Here is a 20,894-nt window from a genome sequence, read left to right as displayed (position 1 = left end):
AGATGTCGCCAAATGGAGACACTTAACTCATTGATTTTTAATGGGGCGAGAAAACATGGCGCTATGTGTTGCTAAACGGCGACAGTGTGGTTAAAAAAACATCGTGACGAAAATGCGCGTCAAATACTATAAATCCATTGTATTTCATTGTGTTAATAATTTATTTTGCGATGTGGCATAGTTAATGCATAATAACAGGCAGTGGCTCATTCACCTTCTTATGTCAGCCCCTTCGGGACGCGCTACATAAACTTCGAATGACGCACAACAAGGTGCCTGCCGTCCAGCTTCTGATAACAGCTTTGCTTTATCAACCATCGGGCGAAACGTCGAGTTAGGCACCGCCTTATTCCATAACAAAGCCAGGCCGATGCCTGGCTTTGTTTTATTCGCGGCGTGACAATTTACCGATTCTCAGGCCGACATGCTTGCCATATCGCCCCGGTTATTGCAGCGCCACGGGATGCTCTTACCCGTCGTCTGGGCTATTTTTCGCCTTTCGCGCAACAGAAAGGTCGATTGCTCCTGTTACTCTCCGGCGTCCTCAGTTAGCATCGTGATGAGCTAATGATTGAGACCCTATCCTTGAAGCGAATCTCTCTTTTCCCCCGTTCGTTGCGTCAGCTGGTCACGCTCTCGTTTGTGTTGATTCTGCTGCCGCTGCTGGTTCTGGCCTGGCAGGCGTGGCAGAGCCTGAATGCGCTGAGCGCGCAGGCCGCGCATATTAACCGCACGACGCTTGTCGACGCCCGGCGCAGCGAGGCGATGGTGAACGCGTCGCTGGAAATGGAACGTAGCTACCGGCAGTACTGCGTACTGGACGATCCGACGCTGGCGAAGGTCTATCAAAATCAGCGTAAACGCTACAGCGAGATGCTTGACGCTCATGCCGGGGTGTTGCCGGACGAAAAAATCTGGCAGGCGCTGAGCCAGCAATTGAACGACCTTGCGCTGCTCAGGTGCAAAAACAGCAGCCCGGATGCGCAATCGGGAGCCAGCCTTGAAGCCTTTGCCGCCGCCAACAGCGAGATGGTTCAGGCCACCCGAACGGTGGTTTATTCACGCGGACAACAGCTCCAGCAGGAAATTGCCGAACGCGGGCAGTTTTTTGGCTGGCAGGCGCTGGTCCTTTTTCTGCTGAGCCTGGCGCTGGTTCTGCTGTTTACCCGGATGATTATCGGCCCGGTAAAAGGGATCGAGAAAATGATTAACCGACTGGGCGAGGGGAAGTCGCTGGATAACGCGGCGCTGTTTACCGGCCCGCGCGAATTGCGTTCCGTCGGTGAGCGCATCATCTGGCTGAGCGAGCGTCTGGCCTGGCTTGAATCGCAGCGCCATCAGTTTTTACGCCACCTTTCACACGAGCTGAAAACGCCGCTCGCCAGCATGCGGGAAGGTACCGAGCTGCTGGCCGACCGCGTGGCCGGACCGTTGACCACGGAACAGCAGGAGATCGTCGAAATTCTCGATAGCAGCAGCCGCAATCTACAAAAACTGATTGAGCAGCTGCTGGACTACAATCGTAAACAGGCCGATGGCCCGGTCCCGCGTGAAATCGTTGATATTGCTGAACTGGTTGATAATGTTGTGGCCGCTCACAGCTTGCCCGCGCGCGCAAAAATGATGCATACCGCGATTCAGCTGGCGGAGCGTACCTGCCTGGCAGAACCGGCGCTATTAATCAGCGTGATGGATAATCTCTATTCCAATGCGGTGCACTATGGGGCTGAATCCGGTAACATTCGTATTCATAGCTACCGGTACGGCGAGCAGGTTCGCATCGACGTGATCAACAGCGGCGAACCGATCCCGCAGGCGGAAAAAAATATGATTTTCGAGCCTTTTTATCAGGGAAGCCATCAGCGTAAAGGGGCGGTAAAAGGCAGTGGTCTGGGGCTGAGTATTGCCCGGGACTGCGTCCGACAAATGCAGGGTGAGCTTAGCCTGGAAGAGAGTCAACCCGGGCTTATCTGTTTTCGCATAACGCTACCCGCCGCTGAGTCGGGAAAAACCAACACATGAATCTACAATGGGTGAATATGTCCCACTTTTTCGTAATGGTCCGTGCTTTCAAAGGATGGCTGTTGCCCGGCATTTCGTGTCTGGCGCTGGCGGGGTGTTCCGCCGCGTTTTCGCCGCACACGGAAAATGACACCGCACAATCCGCGCTGCCGCAGCACCAGGTGGCGGATTTTCTCTCCGTCGACTGCGCCGATATCTGGTCGCTGAAGAGCGAAACCAGTGATAAAAACCCGCTGTACTGGCTACGCGGGATCGATTGTGCCGACCGTCTGGCGCCGGTTCAGGCGCGAGCGGAGGCCAAACGACACGATGATGACAGCTGGCAGGATGCCTTTAAGCGCGGCATTTTGCTGGCGGATGCGAAGATTACGCCGGATGAACGCCGCGCACTGGTATCCCGCCTGGATACCTTCAGCCCGCAGATAGCCATGCAGGTGCGTCCGCTGTATCAGCTCTGGCGTGATGGTCAGAACAGTCAACTGCAGCTGGTGGATGAACGCGCCCGTTACGCGAAGCTGCAGCAGTCCAGCGATAGCGAACTGGAGACCCTGCGCCTGCAGGAACAGCAGTTGCGCAGCCAGCTTGAGCTAACCACCCGCAAGCTGGAAAACCTCACCGATATTGAACGCCAGCTTTCCAGCCGCAAGCCGGGGGGGAATTTTAATTCCGACGGCAGCCACGGCAGCGACAAAGTTCCGGAGGTCATACATGACGATCAGTAAACCAGCGCGTTTGCTGCTGGTGGATGACGATCCGGGTCTGCTAAAACTGCTGGGAATGCGTTTGACCAGCGAGGGCTACAGCGTCGTGACCGCTGAAAGCGGTCCGGAGGCACTGCGCATTCTGGCCCGGGAAAAAGTCGAACTGGTGGTCAGCGATTTACGTATGGATGAGATGGACGGCCTGCAGTTGTTCAGCGAAATCCAGAAAGTGCATCCGGGGATGCCGGTGATTATTCTTACCGCTCATGGCTCGATTCCCGACGCGGTGGCGGCCACTCAGCAAGGGGTGTTTGGTTTTCTGACCAAACCGGTGGACAAAGACGCCCTGTATAAAGCCATCGATGACGCGCTGGAACACAGTGCGCCGGCGACGGATCAGCGCTGGCGTCAGGCTATCGTCACCCGTAGTCCGCTGATGCTGCGTCTGCTGGAACAGGCCGGGATGGTGGCGCAGTCGGACGTCAGCGTGCTGATTAACGGCCAGAGCGGGACCGGGAAAGAGATTGTCGCGCAGGCGATTCATCATGCCAGCCCGCGCCACGACAAACCTTTTGTCGCCATTAACTGCGGCGCGCTGCCGGAGCAGCTGCTGGAATCCGAGCTATTTGGCCATGCGCGCGGCGCGTTTACCGGCGCGGTCAGCAACCGGGAGGGGCTGTTCCAGGCCGCGGAAGGCGGGACGCTGTTTCTCGATGAGATCGGCGATATGCCGGTGGCGCTACAGGTGAAGCTGCTGCGGGTATTGCAGGAGCGCAAAGTGCGCCCGCTGGGTAGTAACCGCGATATCGATATCGATGTGCGTATCATCTCGGCCACCCACCGCGATCTGCCGAAGGCAATGGCGCGCGGCGAGTTTCGTGAAGATCTGTTTTATCGCCTGAACGTGGTGAACCTGAAGATCCCGCCGCTGGCCGAGCGCGCGGAGGATATCCCGCTGCTGGCAAATCATCTGCTGCGCCAGTCTGCCGATCGGCATAAGCCGTTTGTGCGGGCGTTTTCAAACGATGCGATGAAACGGCTGATGGCCGCCAAATGGCCCGGCAACGTGCGCCAGCTGGTGAACGTGATTGAGCAGTGCGTGGCGTTGACCACTTCGCCGGTCATCGGTGATGCGCTGGTGGAACAGGCGCTGGAAGGGGAAAATACCGCGCTGCCGACCTTCGTCGAAGCGCGCAATCAGTTTGAGCTTAACTATCTGCGCAAGCTGCTGCAAATTACCAAAGGCAACGTCACCCACGCGGCAAGAATGGCGGGGCGCAACCGTACTGAATTCTACAAACTGCTGTCGCGCCATGAGCTCGACGCCAACGACTTTAAAGAGTAGCTCAGCAGCATGGCGCAAGTTATGATACGGTAAGCAACCGGTTACGCGACTAAGAGCCTATCCCAGTAGGCGTTATTGTCGCAGGCAGTTTGAACACGGACAGCGCGGAAAAACCGGAGCGTACACGTAGTACGTGAGGATTTTGAACGCTGCCCAGGTTCAAAATGGCAAGTAAAATAGCCTTAATGGGATAGGCTCTAAGACAGGAAAACCATGAAAAAGATTGATGCGATTATTAAACCTTTCAAACTGGATGACGTGCGCGAAGCGCTGGCCGAAGTCGGCATCACCGGGATGACGGTTACGGAAGTGAAAGGCTTTGGCCGTCAGAAAGGCCACACCGAACTGTACCGCGGTGCGGAGTACATGGTGGATTTTCTGCCGAAAGTGAAAATCGAAATTGTGGTTACTGACGATATCGTTGATACCTGCGTGGATACCATTATCCGCACGGCGCAGACCGGTAAAATCGGTGACGGTAAAATCTTCGTCTTTGACGTCGCCCGCGTGATTCGTATTCGTACCGGGGAAGAAGACGACGAGGCAATCTAAGCCCGTCGCTCGTCCCGCCCGTACAGAGACCAGGCCGCTTCGCCGTTGGTGAAGCGGCTTGTTTCGTGTCAGGCCGCCAGCTGTTTCATCACCTGAATAAACGCCTGAGCGATAGACTCCTCTTTATGGTGATGGCCATCCTCAATCACCCAGCGCCCGCCGGTCATCACCGCGCGAATAGGGTTTGACGAGCAGGCAAAGAGCCAGCGGTTGAGCAGCATCCTGTCTTCTGCGCTGGCGATGAACGGATCCTCGCTATCCAGTACCAGAAGATCGGCCCGGTAGCCTACGCTTAGCTGGCCGATGTTCTGGCCCAGCGCTCTGGCGCCGCCGCGGAGCGCCCCTTGATACAGCACGTTACCGACGTGAGGCTCGCCCGGAACGGTAAGTCGGTTGCGGCGCTGGGCGACCAGGCGCTGCCCGTATTCGAACCAGCGTAAATCCTCGCTGACGCTGACGCTGATGTGGCTGTCCGAACCGATCCCCCAGACACCGTTATGCTCCAGATAGTGGGGGCCAGGGAACACGCCGTCGCCGAGATTGGCTTCGGTGGTCAGGCATAGGCCGGCCACCGCGCCGGAAGTGGCGATCTTCATCGTTTCCTGAGGCGTCAGATGGGTGGCGTGGACCAGACACCAGCGCGCATCCACCGGCAGATGGTTGTACAGCCACTCTACCGGGCGCTCGCCGGACCAGGCCAGGCAGTCATCCACCTCTTTTTGCTGTTCAGCGATATGAATATGAATCGGCTGCTGGCCAGGATGGCAGGCCAGAATAGTGCCGATCTGCTCCGGCGTAACGGCCCGCAAGGAGTGGAAACACAGGCCGGTACGCTGCATCGGCTCGCCGGCGAGTCGCGCGGTGAGCGACTCGTACATGGTCAGATAGCTGTCGCTGTCGTTGATAAAGCGGCGCTGACCGGCGGAAGGCGGCTGTGCGCCAAACCCGGCGTAACTGTACAACACGGGCAGCAGCGTCAGGCCGATGCCGGTATGTCTGGCTGCGCTGGCGATACGCAGCGCTAATTCCGTTCGCTCTTCATAAGGCGCGCCGCTGCTGCTGTGATGCAGATAGTGGAACTCGGCGACCGAGGTGTACCCGGCTTTGAGCATTTCGATGTACAGATAGCTGGCGATGGTTTCCAGTTGTTCTGGCGTAATTTTATCTACCAGCCTGTACATCAGATCCCGCCAGGTCCAGAAGCTATCCGACGGGTTTCCCGCCACCTCCGTTAACCCGGCCATCGCCCGCTGGAAGGCATGGGAGTGCAGGTTCGGCATACCCGGCACGACGACCCCTTTGATGCGCGTCGCCTGCGGATTCGGCGCCGCGTTTTTTTCCAGCGCGGTAATGATGCCTTCTTCGGATACGGTTATGCCGACATTATTTGCCCAGCCATCAGGCAACAGCGCTTTTTCTGCCAACCAGACTGCCATAGTATCACCCTGTTTTCAGCGTATTGTTAATGTATATACATGTACATATATATACATCTAATAGGTCATAGAGTAAACTGACAACGTCAGCATATGAGGAATGGTTAATGGCGCACAGTGACCTGTCAAATCCGGATTTCATGGATGAGTTACCTGAACATCCTGCCCCCTTTTATGAAAGGGTAAAGGCGATGATCAAAACCAAGATCCACAGCGGGGCGTGGCCCGTGAATTACCGTGTCCCTTCTGAAAGCGAACTGGTCAATCTGTTTGGCTATAGCCGGATGACGATTAACCGCGCGCTGCGGGAACTGACGGCGGAAGGACTGCTGGTGCGGATGCAGGGGGTCGGTACTTTTGTCGCCGAAATTCGCGGCCAGTCGGCGCTGCTGGACATTAACAATATCGCCGACGAGATAGCCAGCCGTGGTCATCGCCACCACGCCAGAGTCTTCAGGCTGACGGAAATCGAAGCCGATGCTCAGCAGGCGTTCAGTTTCGGCATGCAGCAGGGATGCGGTCTGTACCATTCGCTGATTTGCCATTATGAAAATGGCGTACCGGTGATGCTGGAAGACCGGCTGGTGAATATGCAGGTGGTGCCGGATTATCTGCAGCAGGATTTCACCCGCATCACGCCTAACGCCTACCTCTCCTCGATTGCGCCGATTGTTGAAGGCGAGCACGTGATTGAAGCGGTCAACGTCAGACGGGCCGAGTGCGTCTACCTGGAAATCGATGAACATACGCCTTGTCTGCTGGTCAATCGGCGGACGTGGACCGGCCGCCAGGAGAAGAGAATCGTCACCAGCGTGCGCCTGGTCTATCCCGGCCCGCGTTACCGCCTGGAAGGGAGCATGCGCAAATGATTCGTCTGCTCCCCGCCCGGCAGTATACGGAAATGCCCTGGAAAAACGGCCAGGGCGTAACGCGCGAAGTGGCCCGCTATCCGCAAGAGGGGGAATACGACTGGCGTATTTCCCTGGCGACCATTCGCCAGCCTGGCCCGTTCTCCGCGTTTCCCGGCTACCTGCGCAATATCAGCGTGCTGGAAGGCGAGGGAATGTACCTGACGATCGATGGGCAGCGCAGCGCATTGATTGCGCCTTTCCAGGCGCTGGGATTTAACGGTGCGAGCGGCGTATCCTGTGAGATTGTCGGCGGGCCGCTGCTGGATTTTAATGTGATTTACCGGGAAGCCGCCCTCCGGGCTACGGTAAGCTGGTGCGGAGCGGGAACGTGGTCGCATCAGGGCGGACTGCGGGTGTTGTTTAATGCCGGGCCCGCGTTGCGGGTGAACGCCGGCGATCGGCACTATTTACTGGAACATTACGACAGCCTGCTGGTGGATGAGGCGGTGACGCTGGTTATCGAGGACACTCCAGGCGCGCGTCTGGCCCGCATCGCTCTGCTTCCCCTTTAATCACGCCGCAGACTCCTTCCGCGGCGTGCTGTTGTTACTCCTCTTCGCACAATGCCAGTAGCATCGCGCTGAGTTCGCCCTGATTAATCAGGGCGCGTAGCGCATGTATATCCGGGTAGAGCAGCGTATCTTTATCCCGGAACGGCACCGCCTGACGCACTCTCTCCAGCGTTGCTTCGCTGCCCACGGCGGCACGCAGCGGGCGATGGAACTCCAGCGCCTGGCAGGCGCACAGCAGCTCGATGGCGACGATATCCACCGCGTTCTCCACCGCTTTAAGCGCTTTACGCGCGGCGGCAACCCCCATGCTGACATGATCTTCCTGACCGGCGCAGGTGGATACCGTGTGGATACTGGCCGGGCCAGCCAGACTGCGGTTATCGCCCGACAGCGCAGCGGCAACGTAAGGTGGGATCATCATCCCGGAATACCCCGAACCCGGCGAGACAAGAAAGGCCGGCAGCCCGCTGAGATGCGCGTTGGTGATGCGGTCGCAGCGGGCCTGAGAAGCGGTGCTCAACTGGACAATGGCAACGGCCAGCGCATCCAGCGCCAGCGCCGTTGGCGCGCCGTGGCCATTGCCTCCGGGCATCACGATAAGCTGGTCTTCTTCAACCAGAAACAGCGGATTATCGGTCACCGAATTGAGTTCGGTGGTCATAATCTGCCGACAGTGGGCCAACTGGTCGCGCACCGCGCCGTGGATCTGGGGGATACAGCGTAAACTCAGCGCGTCCTGAACCCGGTGGTCGCGATAACGCTCCAGGATCTCGCTGCCTTTCAGCAGACGGCGCAGGTTTTGCGCGGTTTCCTGCTGCCCGGGATGAGGTCGCAGGGCGTGCAGGCGGGCATCGTAGCCGCGCGTGTTGCCCCGCATGGCCTCCAGTCCCATCCCGCCCGCCATATCGGCGACGGGAAGCAGGCGCTGGAAATCCGCCACGGCCAGGCAGCCTAGCGCGGTTATCTCATAGGTGCCGCCAACCAACGCATGACCCTCTCTGGGACCGGGAACATAGGGCGGGATACCCGCCCGTGTCAGCGCCTGTTGCGCCGGGAGCAGTTCTCCCTGATACCAGCATTTGCCTTCGCCGAAGACCGCAAGGCCGATATGGGCGGTGGCTATCAGATAACCGACGGAGCCGCTAGCGGGTGACCACGGCGTCACCTGCCGGTTCAGCATCTCGGCGATACGCTGCGCCAGAGCCGGGGTGACGCCGCTGTATCCCTGCAACAGGGATTTTAACGTCACCGCCATCATGGCCCGCACTTCACGTACCGTCAGATCCGGCCCGACTCCACAGGCGTGGCTGCGCAGCATATTCAACTGCGTATCCGTCATCTTGTCCGGGGAAAGCCGGGTGGTGACCAGATCGCCAACGCCAGTCGTCAGCCCGTAAATCACCTGACCTTGTTCAATGGCGCGCTGAATACGGCTGCTGACCCGCGCCATATTATCCAGTGCGGCCTGCTCCAGCGCGATCGGCGCGCCGTCGGCAATCCGCACTATCTCATCCACAGTGCCTGGCGCCTGCCCGAGGGTAATGCTGCCGTTCAGGGTAGTTGTCATGTCGGTGACCTTATTGGCTAAATCCGTGTTTTACCAGCCACTGATGCGCGATATCGTCGATGCTGACAAATTCGGCAATTTGCTCGTTCATGTCGATCAGATCTTCCGTCGTTAGCTGGGCGGAGACTTTATTCAGGGTAGTGGTCACGGTGTCATTCAGCGCCGCGCTGGCGACGATGGGCACAATATTTTGCGCCGCGAACAGATGTTTGGTGTCTTCCAGCACCACAAGGCGATCTTTTTTGATTGCGGGCGAGGTTGAAAGCAGATCGGCTACCTGGACCTGGTTATTTTTCATGGCGCTGAGCGTCAGCGGTCCGCCGACGTCCAGCACTTTAAAGCTCTTAAAGTTCAGCCCGTACACTTCGCGCAGGCCGGAGAGCCCCTCATGGCGGGTTTTCCATTCAGCCGGGCCGCCCAGAACCAGTTGGCTGGCAACCGGCTGTAAATCGGCGATGGTTTTCAGTTTATATTTATCGGCGGTTTTCTGCGTCACGGCCAGAACGTCGATATCCTGAGCCTGGGAGATCTCCAGCATTTTGACCTTCTCTGGCAGCTTAGCGGCCAGCTCTCTGGCGACGTCCTGGCTGCCGTGGGCCTCATTTTTCGCATCCAGATAGCTCAACAGCGCGCCGCTGTACTCCGGGATTAGCGTGATGGAGCCGTCCAGCAGCGCCGGGATATACACCTCACGGCTGCCGATATTGAGCTTTTTCTCCACCGGGATGTGTTGCGCTTCTAACGCTCCCGCATAAATGGTGCCCAGCAGCTGGCTTTCCGGGAAGTCCGCAGAACCGACAATGACTTTCGGCGCGGCCCAGGCCGATGAGGTCGCCGACAGCAGCAGAGCCGAACACAGCGTCAAAACACTTTTTTTCATATTCATCGTAAATACCCTTTTGATCGGTGGAGTGAGGTTATTGGTTTTTAATACGCCGGGTAATACCGGGTGAAACGACCATTTTTTGCGAGAAAGAGAACAAGCAGTCGATCAGTAAAGCCAGCAGCGCCACCAGCATGGCGCCGGCGGTCATCTGGCTGAAATCGTTCGCCGCGCGTCCGTCGATAATCAGACGTCCAAGCCCCCCCAGCGAGACATAGGCTGCGATGGTGGCGGTTGAAATAATCTGCAACGTGGCGCTGCGCACGCCGGAGAGGATCAGCGGAAGCGCGCAGGGCAACTCTACCTGTAGCAGGATCTGCAGCCGCGTCAGCCCCATGCCGCGAGCGGCATCAAGGACATAGGGATCGAGCGAGCGGATACCCGCATGCACGCCCAGGGCAATCGGCGGGAGCGCCAGCGCCACCAGCACCAGAATACAGGGCAGAATAAACGCCATATCGGACTCAAACTCGCCGGAAAGTAAAATCACCAGCAGAATAATCAGCCCAAATGAGGGCAGGGAGCGCAGGGCGTTGGTGGTACCGATGAGCAGCCCTTCCCCTTTGCCGGTATGGCCGGTGTAACAGCCGACGGGAAACGCGATGATAAAGGCGATCGCCAGCGCGACAACGCTATAGCTGATGTGCTGCGCCAGAAGGGTGAAAATGCCGCCCTCGCCAAACCAGTGGGTCGGATCCAGGAACCAGGTAAGCATAATTATCCTCTCTGAGGTTGCCAGCGGCTGAGTTGACGAGTGGCGTAAACCACCAGAATATCCAGCAGCAGCGCCAGAATGATGCTGAGTACGATCCCGGCGATGATGGGGGGCAGAAATTGCAGCTGGAAGCCCTGGGTAAACAGCGAGCCGAGCTGCGGCGCGCCGATCAATGCCGCGACGGAAACGATACTGACGTTAGACACCACGGCCACGCGCAGGCCGGAACCAATCACCGGCACGGCCAGCGGCAGGTCAATCTGGAAAAACTGCTGGGCGGGCTTATAGCCGAGTGCCGCCGCGGACTGACGGGTATCGGCCGATACGGAGTCCAGCCCGTCGCAGACGGTGCGAACCAGCAGCGCAAAGCTGTAGATGGTCAGAGCGACCACCACATTAATGGGGTCCAGAATCTGCGTGTGGAGCAGCGGGGGCAGCAGCACAAACAGCGCCAGGGACGGAATGGTATACAGCAGGCCAAACAGGTTAATGATCGCCGACTTGACCGATGGCAGGTTGTGAATGCCCCAGCCCACCGGGATCGCCAGAATTAACCCTATCACTACCGGCACAATCGAGAGATAGCTGTGCCAGAGAAGCAGGTTGAAGATTTTATCGCTCTGCGCCCATAGCCAATCGAATCTCATGCTCCCTCCTGGCGCGTGGATTTACACATATCGAGTACCTGATCGAGGTGGATAGTCCCCTGCGGGATTTGCCGTTCATCGACGATCACGGCCCGGTGGTTGGGAGAACTCAGCGCAGCGTCCAGCAAATGGCGCAACGGGCTTCCCTGCTGGTGGAACGTCGCCCCCAGATTGATGTTGTCGAGCGTAATCGCCGTTGCCGGCTGATGGGTGTCGAACCAGCCAAACGCTTTGCCGTTTTGGGTAACCAACAGCCAGCGGTCGATGGCCATCTCTTTGGCCTGCTCGAAGGAACAGTCCAGCTCGGCATAGGGCTCGTTGCGTAACGCGGTTCCGGTGTTGGCGGAGTGGAAACTCAGTTTGCGATAGCCTCTGTCTTTGCCAATAAAGTCCGCCACAAAGGCGTTTTGCGGCGTATTGAGCAGTTTGCCTGGGGAGGCCATCTGCGCCAGTTTGCCGCCGGGTTTGAGTACCGCGACCAGGTCGCCGAGCTTCATCGCCTCATCAATATCGTGAGTGACCATAATGATGGTTTTGCTCACCTCTTTCTGAATACGCAAAAACTCTTCCTGCAGCTGTTCGCGAACCACCGGGTCGACCGCGCTGAACGGTTCGTCCATCAACATAAACTCCGGGTCGGCCGCCAGGGCGCGGGCGACGCCCACGCGCTGCTGCTGGCCTCCGGAAAGCTGCCAGGGAAAGCGTTTGGCGATTTGCGGATCCAGACCGACGACTTCCAGCAATTCCCCGGCTCTGGCTCTGGCTTTACTTTTGGCGGCGCCGTTGAGAATCGCGGTGGTGGCAATATTATCGATAATGTTTTTGTGGGGAAATAAACCAGCGTTTTGAATGACATAGCCAATACGGCGGCGCAGTTGCACGATATCCATTTGCTCGGTGGCTTCGCCGTTAAGCAGGATTCGGCCCGATGACGGCTCCACTAAGCGGTTGATCATCCGCAATGAGGTGGTTTTTCCACAGCCCGAAGGGCCGACAAATACCGTAATTTTGCCTCCCGGCGCTACCAGGCTAAGGCCGTCTACTACGACCGAACCGTTGCCGTAGTGCTTAGTCACATTCTGGAAGGTAATCATCTTCACGCCTCTGATTGTTGTGTGTTGTGTTCCCGTATGCAGGGGAATCATGCGACAAATGCTGCTATGTATAATCTTGTATGTACAACTAGCAAAACTTGTGCCATTACCAGGAGTTGCTGCAAACGAATGACTATTTAGTCATTTAAAAACAAATGTTTAGTTTTTTATGGTGCTTTCTGGTCGCGCAATTTTTAGCGAGGTGAGAGGTCATGGCGGGGTCGAAAATGCATTGATGTTATCTTTTTGTGATGTTTTGTTGCACAAAAATAATGCGTTGAGGCATTTTTTTGCACCGTTATGGCTCATCATCATGATGTTATCCACGAGGTTGTGCGCAGCATATTTTTATGTTTTTATCTTAATTAGTTGAATTTATTTGATTTTATAAATTAATTGCTAACCTGGCATCCAATATGCTTATCATGTATATACAATTAAAGTGTCAATCACAAATTTAACAATCAAGTAACATGAATCAGGCAACGGATAAGAAGGTGAAGCGCATGAGTAAACAAGCAACCCGTTTTCGCGATGTTGAAATCAGAGCCCCGCGAGGCACTAAGCTGAACGCAAAAAGTTGGTTCACAGAGGCGCCGCTGCGCATGCTGATGAACAACCTGGATCCCGATGTCGCCGAAAATCCCAAAGAGCTGGTGGTGTACGGCGGTATTGGCCGGGCGGCGCGCAACTGGGAATGCTACGACAAGATCGTTGAGACCCTGAAGCAGCTCAATGATGATGAAACGCTGTTGATCCAGTCCGGTAAACCGGTGGGGGTTTTCAAAACTCACGACAACGCCCCACGGGTGCTGATCGCCAACTCGAACCTCGTGCCGCACTGGGCAAACTGGGAGCACTTCAACGAGCTTGATGCAAAAGGTCTGGCGATGTACGGGCAAATGACGGCCGGCTCATGGATCTACATCGGCAGTCAGGGCATTGTTCAGGGCACTTACGAAACGTTTGTGGAAGCCGGGCGCCAACACTATAACGGTAGCCTGCGCGGACGCTGGGTGCTGACCGCGGGTCTGGGGGGCATGGGCGGCGCTCAGCCGCTGGCCGCAACCCTGGCGGGAGCCTGTTCGCTGAATATTGAATGTCAGCAGTCGCGTATCGACTTCCGTCTGCGTACCCGCTATGTCGATGAGCAGGCCAGCGATCTGGATGACGCCCTGGCCCGTATCGCCCGCTATACCGCAAAAGGAGAAGCGGTATCCATCGCGCTGCATGGCAACGCGGCGGAAATTTTACCGGAGCTGGTAAGACGCGGCGTGCGCCCGGACATGGTGACCGACCAGACCAGCGCACACGATCCCCTTAACGGCTATCTGCCGCTGGGCATGAGCTGGGAAGACTACCGCGCTCGCGCGCAGTCCCACCCGGTGGAGACGATCCACGCGGCGAAAGCCTCAATGGCTGAACACGTTAAAGCCATGCTCGCCTTCCAGCAGCAGGGCATTCCCACCTTCGATTACGGCAACAACATCCGCCAGATGGCGAAAGAGATGGGGGTGGAAAACGCGTTTGACTTCCCAGGCTTTGTTCCCGCCTATATTCGTCCGCTGTTCTGCCGGGGGATTGGCCCGTTCCGCTGGGCGGCGCTTTCCGGCGATCCGGAGGATATCTACCGCACCGATGCGAAAGTCAAAGAGCTGATCCCCGACGACGAACACCTCCACCACTGGCTGGATATGGCCAGAGAGCGCATCAGCTTCCAGGGGCTGCCAGCCCGCATCTGCTGGGTCGGTCTGGGGCAACGCGCCCGTCTGGGCCTGGCGTTTAATGAAATGGTCCGCAGCGGTGAGCTGTCGGCGCCGGTAGTGATCGGCCGCGATCATCTTGACTCCGGCTCCGTTGCCAGCCCTAACCGCGAAACCGAAGCGATGCAGGACGGCTCCGACGCAGTGTCCGACTGGCCGTTGCTGAACGCGCTGCTGAATACCGCCAGTGGCGCGACCTGGGTTTCTCTGCACCATGGCGGCGGCGTAGGGATGGGCTTCTCCCAGCACTCCGGCGTGGTCATTGTCTGCGACGGCAGCGATGCAGCGGCGGAGCGCATCGCCCGGGTGCTGAGCAACGACCCGGCCACCGGCGTGATGCGCCATGCGGATGCGGGTTACGACATCGCGATTGAATGCGCCAGAGAGCAAGGACTCAACCTGCCAATGATCGCGGATTAATTTCTCCGGCGAAGGGGGCAATGTATCCCCTTCGCCCTGACCGGAGTGCTGCTATGAATAACAACACCACATACATCGAAACACGCTCGATTGAGCCCATCCCTGACAGTGAACGCCACGGTAGCATTTTTAGCCAGTTCACCCTGTGGCTGGGGGCTAACCTGCAAATCACCGCCATGGTCACCGGCGCCTTAACTATTGTATTCGGCGGGGATGTTTTCTGGTCGCTGGCCGGTCTGATGCTGGGACAGATTGCTGGCGGGATTGTGATGGCATTGCATGCCGCGCAAGGGCCGCAGTTGGGGATACCGCAGATGATCAGCAGTAGGGTGCAGTTTGGCGTCTACGGCGCCTGCCTGCCGATTCTGCTGGTCTGCCTGATGTACCTGGGTTTTATCGCCACCGGGGCGGTGCTGTCCGGTCAGGCGATTTCGGCGGTTTTCCATACCACGGAAACCAGCGGCATTCTGCTTTTTGCTGCCGCCACGCTGGTTATCGCTTATGTCGGCTATCGCTTGATCCACCTGTTGGGTAAGCTGGCGAGCGTGGTAGGGATTATCGCGTTTCTCTATCTGCTGTGGAAAATCAGCTCTTTTCCGGCTATTGGCGAGCTGCTGAGTGTCCGGCCCTTTAGCTGGAGCACGTTTTTAACCGCCACCGGCCTTGCGGCCTCCTGGCAGATCACCTTTGGCCCCTATGTTGCCGATTATTCCCGCTATCTGCCGCGCAGCACCTCTCCCGGGAAGGTCTTTTTCGCCGTCGGGAGCGGTTCGGTCATTGGCGCACAAATCGCCATGACCGTCGGGGTGCTGGCTGCCGCGCTCTCGCAGGGAAAACTGGTCGGTCATGAGGTGGACTATATCGTCGGCCTCGGCGGCACTGGCGCAATTGCCACGCTGCTCTATCTGAGCATCGCGTTTGGTAAACTGACTATCAATACCCTGAATGCCTACGGTAGCCTGATGTGCCTGGCGACGGTGTACAGCTGCGGGAAGCAGCGAGTGCGCGTGAGCCAGTCGGTGCGTCTGCTGGTGCTGGCGGTGATTATTACCCTGGCGACCGGTATCGCAATTATTGGGCAGCACTCTTTCCTGTCGGCGTTTAAATCCTTCCTGCTATTCCTGTTGACTTTCTTTACACCGTGGAGCGCGATTAACCTGGTGGATTACTATTTCTTTAATCACCAGGCGATAGATATGGAGGCGCTGAACGATCCGAACGGGAAATACCGGGCGTGGAACGTGACGGGGATCGGGGTTTATCTCGTCGGAGTGGCGGTACAGACGCCGTTTATTGATAGTGGATTCTATTCCGGCCCGTTCGTGAAGATGCTGGGCGGTATCGATATCTCCTGGCTCATCGGACTGGCGCTTCCGGCGGCGCTCTACTATGTCCTGCGCAAAACGCAGTCCGCAGCGACGGCCGGTGCCGCCATCAGTCGTTAAGGAGAACGCCATGTATACCCTTTGGCACCACTGCCGGATTGCCACCATGGCCGCGGGTCATTATCAGTTGCTTGACGATGGCGCGATGCTGACCGACGGCGCAGCGCTGTTATGGGTCGGCAAGCGGGCGGAACTGCCGGACCTACCCGTCACGCAGCGGGTGGATTTGCAGGGCCGGGTGGTCACGCCGGGGCTGGTGGATTGTCATAGCCACGCGGTGTTTGGCGGCGACCGGGCCCGGGAATTTGAAATGCGTCTTAACGGGGCGAGCTATGCGGAGATCGCGGCCGCCGGCGGCGGTATCGCCAGTACGGTCAACGCCACGCGACAGGCCAGCGAAAGCCAGTTGCTGGAGAGCGCGAGACAGCGTATCGGGGCGTTGTGCCGGGACGGCGTAACGGCGCTGGAAATTAAATCCGGCTACGGCCTGGACCTGGCTAACGAACGTAAAATGCTGCGGGTGATCCGCCGTTTAGGCGATACATTGCCGCTGACCGTGCGCAGTACCTGTCTGGCGGCCCATGCGGTGCCCGTCGAGTATCAGGATCGGGCAGATGCCTGGATTGACTCTATTTGCGAACAACTGCTGCCGGACCTGCATCAGGAAGGGTTGGTGGATGCGGTGGATGCGTTCTGCGAACACCTGGCGTTTTCGCCCTCGCAGGTGGAACGGGTCTTTCAGAAGGCCCGGGAGCTGGGGCTGCCAGTGAAGCTCCATGCCGAGCAGTTGACGCGACAGCATGGGGCGGCGTTGGCCGCTCGCTACCACGCGCTGTCGGCGGATCATCTGGAATATTTGTGCGAAGAAGATATCGCCGCGATGGCTCGCCATGGGACGGTGGCGGTACTGCTGCCGGGCGCCTATTACTTCCTGCGTGAGAAACAGCTACCGCCGCTGGATCTGCTGCGCCAGTACCGGGTGCCGATTGCCCTCGCCAGCGATTTAAATCCCGGCACCTCGCCGGTATTGTCCCTGCGCCTGATGATGAATATGGCCTGTACGCTGTTTCGCATGACGCCGGAAGAGGCGTTGGCTGGGGTGACGCTTAACGGCGCGAAGGCGCTGGGGCTGGATGCGGTTTGCGGTTCTCTGGAAGCCGGAAAAGAGGCCAGCTTTGTGGCGTGGGATATTGCCCATCCGGCGGAGCTGAGCTACTGGCTGGGGGGCTCCCTTTCGAAACAGGTGATTTATCAAGGTAAGGAGGTTTATTGTGATTAAGGCGTTTGATTTGCGGCAGGGGAACCTGCCGCTGCTGGTCAGTATGCCCCATCCGGGAACGTTATTAACCCCCGAAGTCGCCCAGGGACTCACGCCGAGGGCGAAACGTCTGGAAGATACCGACTGGCATATTCCTGTGCTCTATCAGACCATCGCCGACATGGGGGCCAGCACGCTATGCGCCCGTTATTCCCGCTATGTGGTGGATATCAATCGCCCGGCCGATGATAAACCGCTCTACAGCACGGCGACGACCGGACTGTTTACCGATATCTTTTTTGACGGCGAAGCCCTGTTTGTGCCGGGCGGCGCGCCTGACGCGGCGGCGAAAGAGGCTATCTTAAAACACGTCTGGCAGCCTTATCACCAGGCGCTGGCCGCTGAACTGGCGCGCCTGCGTGAGAAATTTGGCTATGCGCTGTTGTGGGATGCGCACTCGATTAAATCCGTGGTACCGCGCTTGTTCGAAGGGCGCCTGCCGGATCTGAACTTCGGTACGGCGGACGGTGCCAGCTGTTCGACGCAGCTCAGTCAGGCGCTGCTGGCAGGCTGCGAGGCGTTCCCGCAGTACAGCCGGATACTTAACGGCCGCTTTAAAGGTGGATATATCACCCGCCACTACGGCGATCCCGCGAACCATATTCATGCGGTACAGCTGGAAATGGCTCAGTGCAGCTATATGGATGAAGAGAGCTTTGCCTATCTTCCGGAGAAAGGGCAGCAGGCGCAGCAGTTGCTGGAGCGGTTGATTAATACCGCGTTGCAGTGGGGACGAGAGCAGTATGGCGCTCCCTGAACGTGGCTGAACCACTCCCGATCGGCACGGCCGATCGGGAGGACGGGTTATATCACTTTATGTGGGCCAAAACATTCGTAGTGAATGTTGTCGCGATTAACGCCCAGCGCCACCAGCTGTTTCGCCGCATGTTGCATAAAGGCTACCGGGCCGCACAGATAGAACTGCATCTGCGGGTCGCGCAGCGTGTCAGCCAGATCCGATAACATCATCAGACCTTCGCTGTTAAAGCGTGCCGCCTGGCGGTCGGCTTCGGTCGGCGTGCGATACCAGATATGGGAGGTGAATTGAGGCAGGCTGGCGCCGAGCGTGGCAACCTCGTCGGCAAACGCATGGACATCGCCATTTTCCGCCGCATGGAACCAGTTCACCTGGGCCGTATGCTGCGTTTTTGCCAGCGTGTCGAGCATTGCCAGCATCGGCGTCTGGCCGACGCCGCCGGAGATAAGCGTCACCGGCGTTTTTGGCTCAACGGCGAGGAAGAAGTCTCCCGCCGGCGCAGCCAGATGCACGATATCCCCTTCCTGCGACGCGTTGTGCAGCCAGTTTGAGACCTGGCCGCCGTTTTCGCGTTTAACCGCAATTCGGTAGCCTTTGCCGTCTGGCTTGCGGGTCAACGAGTACTGGCGAATTTCCTGATATGCAAACTCCTGCGGTTTCAGCCAAATCGCCAGATACTGGCCCGGCTGGTAATCCGCCACCGGCTGGCCGTCTACCGGCTCCAGATCGAAGCTGGTAATCAGGGCGCTACGCGGGGTTTTCTTCACGATACGAAACGCGCGCGTGCCTTCCCAGCCGCCGGTTTTGCCAGCGTTAGCCTGGTAGATTTCAGATTCACGATGAATAAAAACATTGGCCAACACGCCGTAGGCTTTGCCCCATGCGTCAAGCACTTCCTGGCCCGGACTGAACATCTCGTCGAGCGTCGCCAGCAGATGGCCGCCGACAATGTTGTACTGTTCTGGTTTGATCTGGAAGCTGGTGTGTTTCTGCGCGATTTTCTCGACGGCAGGCAGCAGGACAGGCAGATTGTCGATATTGCTGGCATAAGCGGCAATGGCATTAAACAGCGCTTCACGCTGATCGCCGTTACGCTGGTTGCCCATGTTGAAGATCTCTTTGAGCTCCGGGTTATGGGCAAACATGCGATCGTAAAAATGGGCGGTCAGCTTAGGTCCTGTTTCGACGAGCAGGGGAATAGTGGCTTTAACCGTTGCGATGGTTTGGGCGTCGAGCATAGCAGCTTCCTTTGATGTTATTTAAATGATGTATTTTATATGCATCTTATAAAAATAACCCTGCACTGTAAATGGTTCCTTAACGCTTTTCCCCGTCGCGCTAACAACATGAACAATTTGCATCACAAACCTGAAAAGAAATCCGTTGATAATCGTTGAGTCGTTATTGCTCAAAGCCTTGTGTCATGGGTAGCCAATCGTTTGCGTAAAATCATTTGTCAAGACCTGTTATCACAGAACGATTCGGTTATACTGTGGGCCGTCGCCCAAAAAGGCCCCCTTTTAGAGCTGTAATTTATTGTTAGCTGAGCAGGAGATGCGGATGTTAAAGCGTGAAATGAACATTGCCGATTATGATGCCGAACTGTGGCAGGCTATGGAGCAGGAAAAAGTACGTCAGGAAGAGCACATCGAACTGATCGCCTCCGAGAACTACACCAGTCCGCGTGTTATGCAGGCACAGGGTTCTCAGCTGACCAATAAATATGCCGAAGGGTATCCGGGCAAGCGTTACTACGGCGGTTGCGAATACGTTGATATCGTTGAACAACTGGCGATTGACCGTGCAAAAGAACTGTTTGGTGCTGACTACGCGAACGTGCAGCCGCACTCCGGCTCTCAGGCTAACTTCGCGGTCTACACCGCGCTGCTGCAACCGGGCGATACCGTTCTGGGTATGAACCTGGCGCAAGGCGGTCACCTGACTCACGGCTCCCCGGTTAACTTCTCCGGCAAACTGTACAACATCATTCCTTACGGCATCGATGAGTCGGGTAAAATCGACTATGCAGACATGGCGAAGCAGGCTCAGGAACACAAACCGAAAATGATCATCGGTGGTTTCTCCGCTTACTCCGGTATCGTTGACTGGGCAAAAATGCGTGAAATCGCTGACAGCATCGGCGCATACCTGTTCGTTGATATGGCCCACGTTGCGGGTCTGATTGCCGCAGGCGTTTACCCGAACCCGGTTCCACATGCTCACGTTGTCACGACCACGACCCATAAAACCCTGGCGGGTCCGCGCGGCGGCCTGATCCTGGCGAAGGGCGGTAGCGAAGAGCTGTACAAAAAACTGAACTCTGCCGTATTCCCTAGCGCTCAGGGCGGCCCGCTGATGCACGTTATCGCGGGTAAAGCGGTGGCGCTGAAAGAAGCGATGGAGCCAGAGTTCAAAGTCTACCAGCAGCAGGTTGCGAAAAACGCCAAAGCGATGGTGGAAGTGTTCCTGAGCCGCGGCTACAAAGTGGTGTCCGGCGGGACTGAAAACCACCTGTTCCTGCTGGATCTGGTCGATAAAAACCTGACCGGTAAAGAAGCTGACGCTGCGCTGGGCCGTGCTAACATCACCGTCAATAAAAACAGCGTGCCGAACGATCCGAAGAGCCCGTTTGTGACCTCCGGTATCCGTATCGGTTCTCCGGCGGTCACCCGTCGCGGCTTTAAAGAAGCGGAAGTAAAAGAGCTGGCCGGCTGGATGTGCGACGTGCTGGACAACATCAATGACGAAGCGGTCATTGAGAGCGTGAAGGGGAAAGTGCTGGATATCTGCGCGCGCTTCCCGGTTTATGCGTAACGTTTAACGACGCAAGCGTAGAGAAAAAGGCCGCCAGTGCGGCCTTTTTTAC

The 20,894-nt window shown here is 57.4% G+C and carries 18 protein-coding genes; 11 read left to right on the top strand and 7 right to left on the bottom strand.

Going from position 1 to position 20,894, the window contains the following annotated elements:
• Positions 1-585 precede the first annotated feature (585 nt).
• The 4 genes from CWM52_RS06510 (at position 586) to glnB (ending at position 4,620) form a co-directional block, all read left to right on the top strand.
• Positions 586-2,022: a sensor histidine kinase gene (locus CWM52_RS06510; RefSeq protein ID WP_100683386.1), complete on the top strand. Its 1,437-nt coding sequence runs from the start codon at positions 586-588 to the stop codon at positions 2,020-2,022.
• A gap of 17 nt (positions 2,023-2,039) precedes the next feature.
• Positions 2,040-2,744 (top strand): two-component system QseEF-associated lipoprotein QseG, encoded by a 705-nt coding sequence (qseG, locus tag CWM52_RS06505; RefSeq protein ID WP_165785352.1) that lies wholly within the window; start codon positions 2,040-2,042, stop codon positions 2,742-2,744.
• Positions 2,731-4,068 (top strand): two-component system response regulator GlrR, encoded by a 1,338-nt coding sequence (gene glrR / locus CWM52_RS06500; protein ID WP_100683355.1) that lies wholly within the window; start codon positions 2,731-2,733, stop codon positions 4,066-4,068. Before qseG ends, glrR begins: the two co-directional genes overlap by 14 nt.
• A gap of 213 nt (positions 4,069-4,281) precedes the next feature.
• The gene (glnB, locus tag CWM52_RS06495) at positions 4,282-4,620 is read left to right on the top strand and encodes a nitrogen regulatory protein P-II (protein ID WP_041146740.1); all 339 of its coding nucleotides are present in this window, start codon (positions 4,282-4,284) and stop codon (positions 4,618-4,620) included.
• Between the two features lie 68 nt (positions 4,621-4,688).
• Here the strand turns inward: glnB and CWM52_RS06490 are convergent, their stop codons facing one another.
• Positions 4,689-6,056, bottom strand: a complete 1,368-nt coding sequence (locus CWM52_RS06490) for a formimidoylglutamate deiminase (protein WP_100683354.1) — start codon at positions 6,054-6,056, stop codon at positions 4,689-4,691.
• Between the two features lie 107 nt (positions 6,057-6,163).
• Here CWM52_RS06490 and hutC point away from each other — a divergent pair, with 107 nt between their 5' ends.
• Positions 6,164-6,925 carry a histidine utilization repressor gene (hutC, locus tag CWM52_RS06485; RefSeq protein ID WP_100683353.1) on the top strand — a complete coding sequence of 254 codons (762 nt, stop codon included), beginning with the start codon at positions 6,164-6,166 and terminating at the stop codon, positions 6,923-6,925.
• Complete coding sequence (locus CWM52_RS06480) at positions 6,922-7,479, top strand: HutD family protein (protein WP_100683352.1); 558 nt, start codon at positions 6,922-6,924, stop codon at positions 7,477-7,479. Before hutC ends, CWM52_RS06480 begins: the two co-directional genes overlap by 4 nt.
• 34 nt (positions 7,480-7,513) lie before the next feature.
• Here the strand turns inward: CWM52_RS06480 and CWM52_RS06475 are convergent, their stop codons facing one another.
• Genes CWM52_RS06475 through CWM52_RS06455 form a run of 5 tightly spaced genes read right to left on the bottom strand, consistent with a single transcriptional unit; the run spans position 7,514 to position 12,385 of the window.
• Positions 7,514-9,046: an HAL/PAL/TAL family ammonia-lyase gene (locus CWM52_RS06475; RefSeq protein ID WP_100683351.1), complete on the bottom strand. Its 1,533-nt coding sequence runs from the start codon at positions 9,044-9,046 to the stop codon at positions 7,514-7,516.
• A 10-nt stretch (positions 9,047-9,056) separates the two neighbouring features.
• The gene (locus CWM52_RS06470) at positions 9,057-9,932 is read right to left on the bottom strand and encodes an ABC transporter substrate-binding protein (RefSeq protein ID WP_100683350.1); all 876 of its coding nucleotides are present in this window, start codon (positions 9,930-9,932) and stop codon (positions 9,057-9,059) included.
• 31 nt (positions 9,933-9,963) lie between these two features.
• The gene (locus CWM52_RS06465) at positions 9,964-10,644 is read right to left on the bottom strand and encodes an ABC transporter permease (RefSeq protein WP_100683349.1); all 681 of its coding nucleotides are present in this window, start codon (positions 10,642-10,644) and stop codon (positions 9,964-9,966) included.
• 2 nt (positions 10,645-10,646) lie between these two features.
• Entirely contained in the window at positions 10,647-11,291 is a 645-nt protein-coding gene (locus CWM52_RS06460; RefSeq protein WP_100683348.1) for an ABC transporter permease, read from the bottom strand.
• Positions 11,288-12,385: an ABC transporter ATP-binding protein gene (locus tag CWM52_RS06455; protein ID WP_100683347.1), complete on the bottom strand. Its 1,098-nt coding sequence runs from the start codon at positions 12,383-12,385 to the stop codon at positions 11,288-11,290. The genes CWM52_RS06460 and CWM52_RS06455 overlap by 4 nt, the downstream gene beginning before the upstream one ends.
• A 506-nt stretch (positions 12,386-12,891) precedes the next feature.
• Between CWM52_RS06455 and hutU the strand changes: the two genes are divergently transcribed.
• Genes hutU through hutG form a run of 4 tightly spaced genes read left to right on the top strand, consistent with a single transcriptional unit; the run spans position 12,892 to position 18,028 of the window.
• The gene (gene hutU / locus CWM52_RS06450; RefSeq protein WP_100683346.1) at positions 12,892-14,568 is read left to right on the top strand and encodes a urocanate hydratase; all 1,677 of its coding nucleotides are present in this window, start codon (positions 12,892-12,894) and stop codon (positions 14,566-14,568) included.
• 53 nt (positions 14,569-14,621) lie between these two features.
• Positions 14,622-16,013 (top strand): purine-cytosine permease family protein, encoded by a 1,392-nt coding sequence (locus CWM52_RS06445; protein WP_100683345.1) that lies wholly within the window; start codon positions 14,622-14,624, stop codon positions 16,011-16,013.
• 10 nt (positions 16,014-16,023) lie between these two features.
• The gene (gene hutI / locus CWM52_RS06440) at positions 16,024-17,232 is read left to right on the top strand and encodes an imidazolonepropionase (protein ID WP_100683344.1); all 1,209 of its coding nucleotides are present in this window, start codon (positions 16,024-16,026) and stop codon (positions 17,230-17,232) included.
• Entirely contained in the window at positions 17,225-18,028 is an 804-nt protein-coding gene (gene hutG, locus CWM52_RS06435; RefSeq protein WP_100683343.1) for an N-formylglutamate deformylase, read from the top strand. The genes hutI and hutG overlap by 8 nt, the downstream gene beginning before the upstream one ends.
• Positions 18,029-18,075: 47 nt before the next feature.
• On the opposite strand, the gene hmpA is transcribed toward hutG, so the two are convergent.
• A complete protein-coding gene (hmpA, locus tag CWM52_RS06430; protein ID WP_100683342.1) occupies positions 18,076-19,266 on the bottom strand; it encodes an NO-inducible flavohemoprotein in 1,191 nt (396 codons plus the stop codon).
• 322 nt (positions 19,267-19,588) lie between these two features.
• On the opposite strand from hmpA, the gene glyA reads away from it, so the two are divergent.
• Complete coding sequence (gene glyA / locus CWM52_RS06420) at positions 19,589-20,842, top strand: serine hydroxymethyltransferase (RefSeq protein ID WP_100683341.1); 1,254 nt, start codon at positions 19,589-19,591, stop codon at positions 20,840-20,842.
• The last annotated feature ends 52 nt before the right edge of the window (positions 20,843-20,894 follow it).

It is taken from the genome of Raoultella sp. T31, from assembly GCF_002806725.1.
Taxonomy (GTDB): Bacteria; Pseudomonadota; Gammaproteobacteria; order Enterobacterales; family Enterobacteriaceae; genus Klebsiella; species Klebsiella electrica.
This window is presented reverse-complemented; position numbering and strand designations above follow the sequence as displayed.

What these genes read in the sequence shown, in the direction of transcription:
- qseG (WP_165785352.1), top strand. Translation starts at nt 2,040, where the DNA reads ATGTCCCACTTTTTCGTAATGGTCCGTGCTTTCAAAGGATGGCTGTTG.
- glrR (WP_100683355.1), top strand. Translation starts at nt 2,731, where the DNA reads ATGACGATCAGTAAACCAGCGCGTTTGCTGCTGGTGGATGACGATCCG.
- glnB (WP_041146740.1), top strand. Translation starts at nt 4,282, where the DNA reads ATGAAAAAGATTGATGCGATTATTAAACCTTTCAAACTGGATGACGTG.
- CWM52_RS06490 (WP_100683354.1), bottom strand. Translation starts at nt 6,056, where the DNA reads ATGGCAGTCTGGTTGGCAGAAAAAGCGCTGTTGCCTGATGGCTGGGCA.
- hutC (WP_100683353.1), top strand. Translation starts at nt 6,164, where the DNA reads ATGGCGCACAGTGACCTGTCAAATCCGGATTTCATGGATGAGTTACCT.
- CWM52_RS06480 (WP_100683352.1), top strand. Translation starts at nt 6,922, where the DNA reads ATGATTCGTCTGCTCCCCGCCCGGCAGTATACGGAAATGCCCTGGAAA.
- CWM52_RS06475 (WP_100683351.1), bottom strand. Translation starts at nt 9,046, where the DNA reads ATGACAACTACCCTGAACGGCAGCATTACCCTCGGGCAGGCGCCAGGC.
- CWM52_RS06470 (WP_100683350.1), bottom strand. Translation starts at nt 9,932, where the DNA reads ATGAATATGAAAAAAAGTGTTTTGACGCTGTGTTCGGCTCTGCTGCTG.
- CWM52_RS06465 (WP_100683349.1), bottom strand. Translation starts at nt 10,644, where the DNA reads ATGCTTACCTGGTTCCTGGATCCGACCCACTGGTTTGGCGAGGGCGGC.
- CWM52_RS06460 (WP_100683348.1), bottom strand. Translation starts at nt 11,291, where the DNA reads ATGAGATTCGATTGGCTATGGGCGCAGAGCGATAAAATCTTCAACCTG.
- CWM52_RS06455 (WP_100683347.1), bottom strand. Translation starts at nt 12,385, where the DNA reads ATGATTACCTTCCAGAATGTGACTAAGCACTACGGCAACGGTTCGGTC.
- hutU (WP_100683346.1), top strand. Translation starts at nt 12,892, where the DNA reads ATGAGTAAACAAGCAACCCGTTTTCGCGATGTTGAAATCAGAGCCCCG.
- CWM52_RS06445 (WP_100683345.1), top strand. Translation starts at nt 14,622, where the DNA reads ATGAATAACAACACCACATACATCGAAACACGCTCGATTGAGCCCATC.
- hutI (WP_100683344.1), top strand. Translation starts at nt 16,024, where the DNA reads ATGTATACCCTTTGGCACCACTGCCGGATTGCCACCATGGCCGCGGGT.
- hmpA (WP_100683342.1), bottom strand. Translation starts at nt 19,266, where the DNA reads ATGCTCGACGCCCAAACCATCGCAACGGTTAAAGCCACTATTCCCCTG.
- glyA (WP_100683341.1), top strand. Translation starts at nt 19,589, where the DNA reads ATGTTAAAGCGTGAAATGAACATTGCCGATTATGATGCCGAACTGTGG.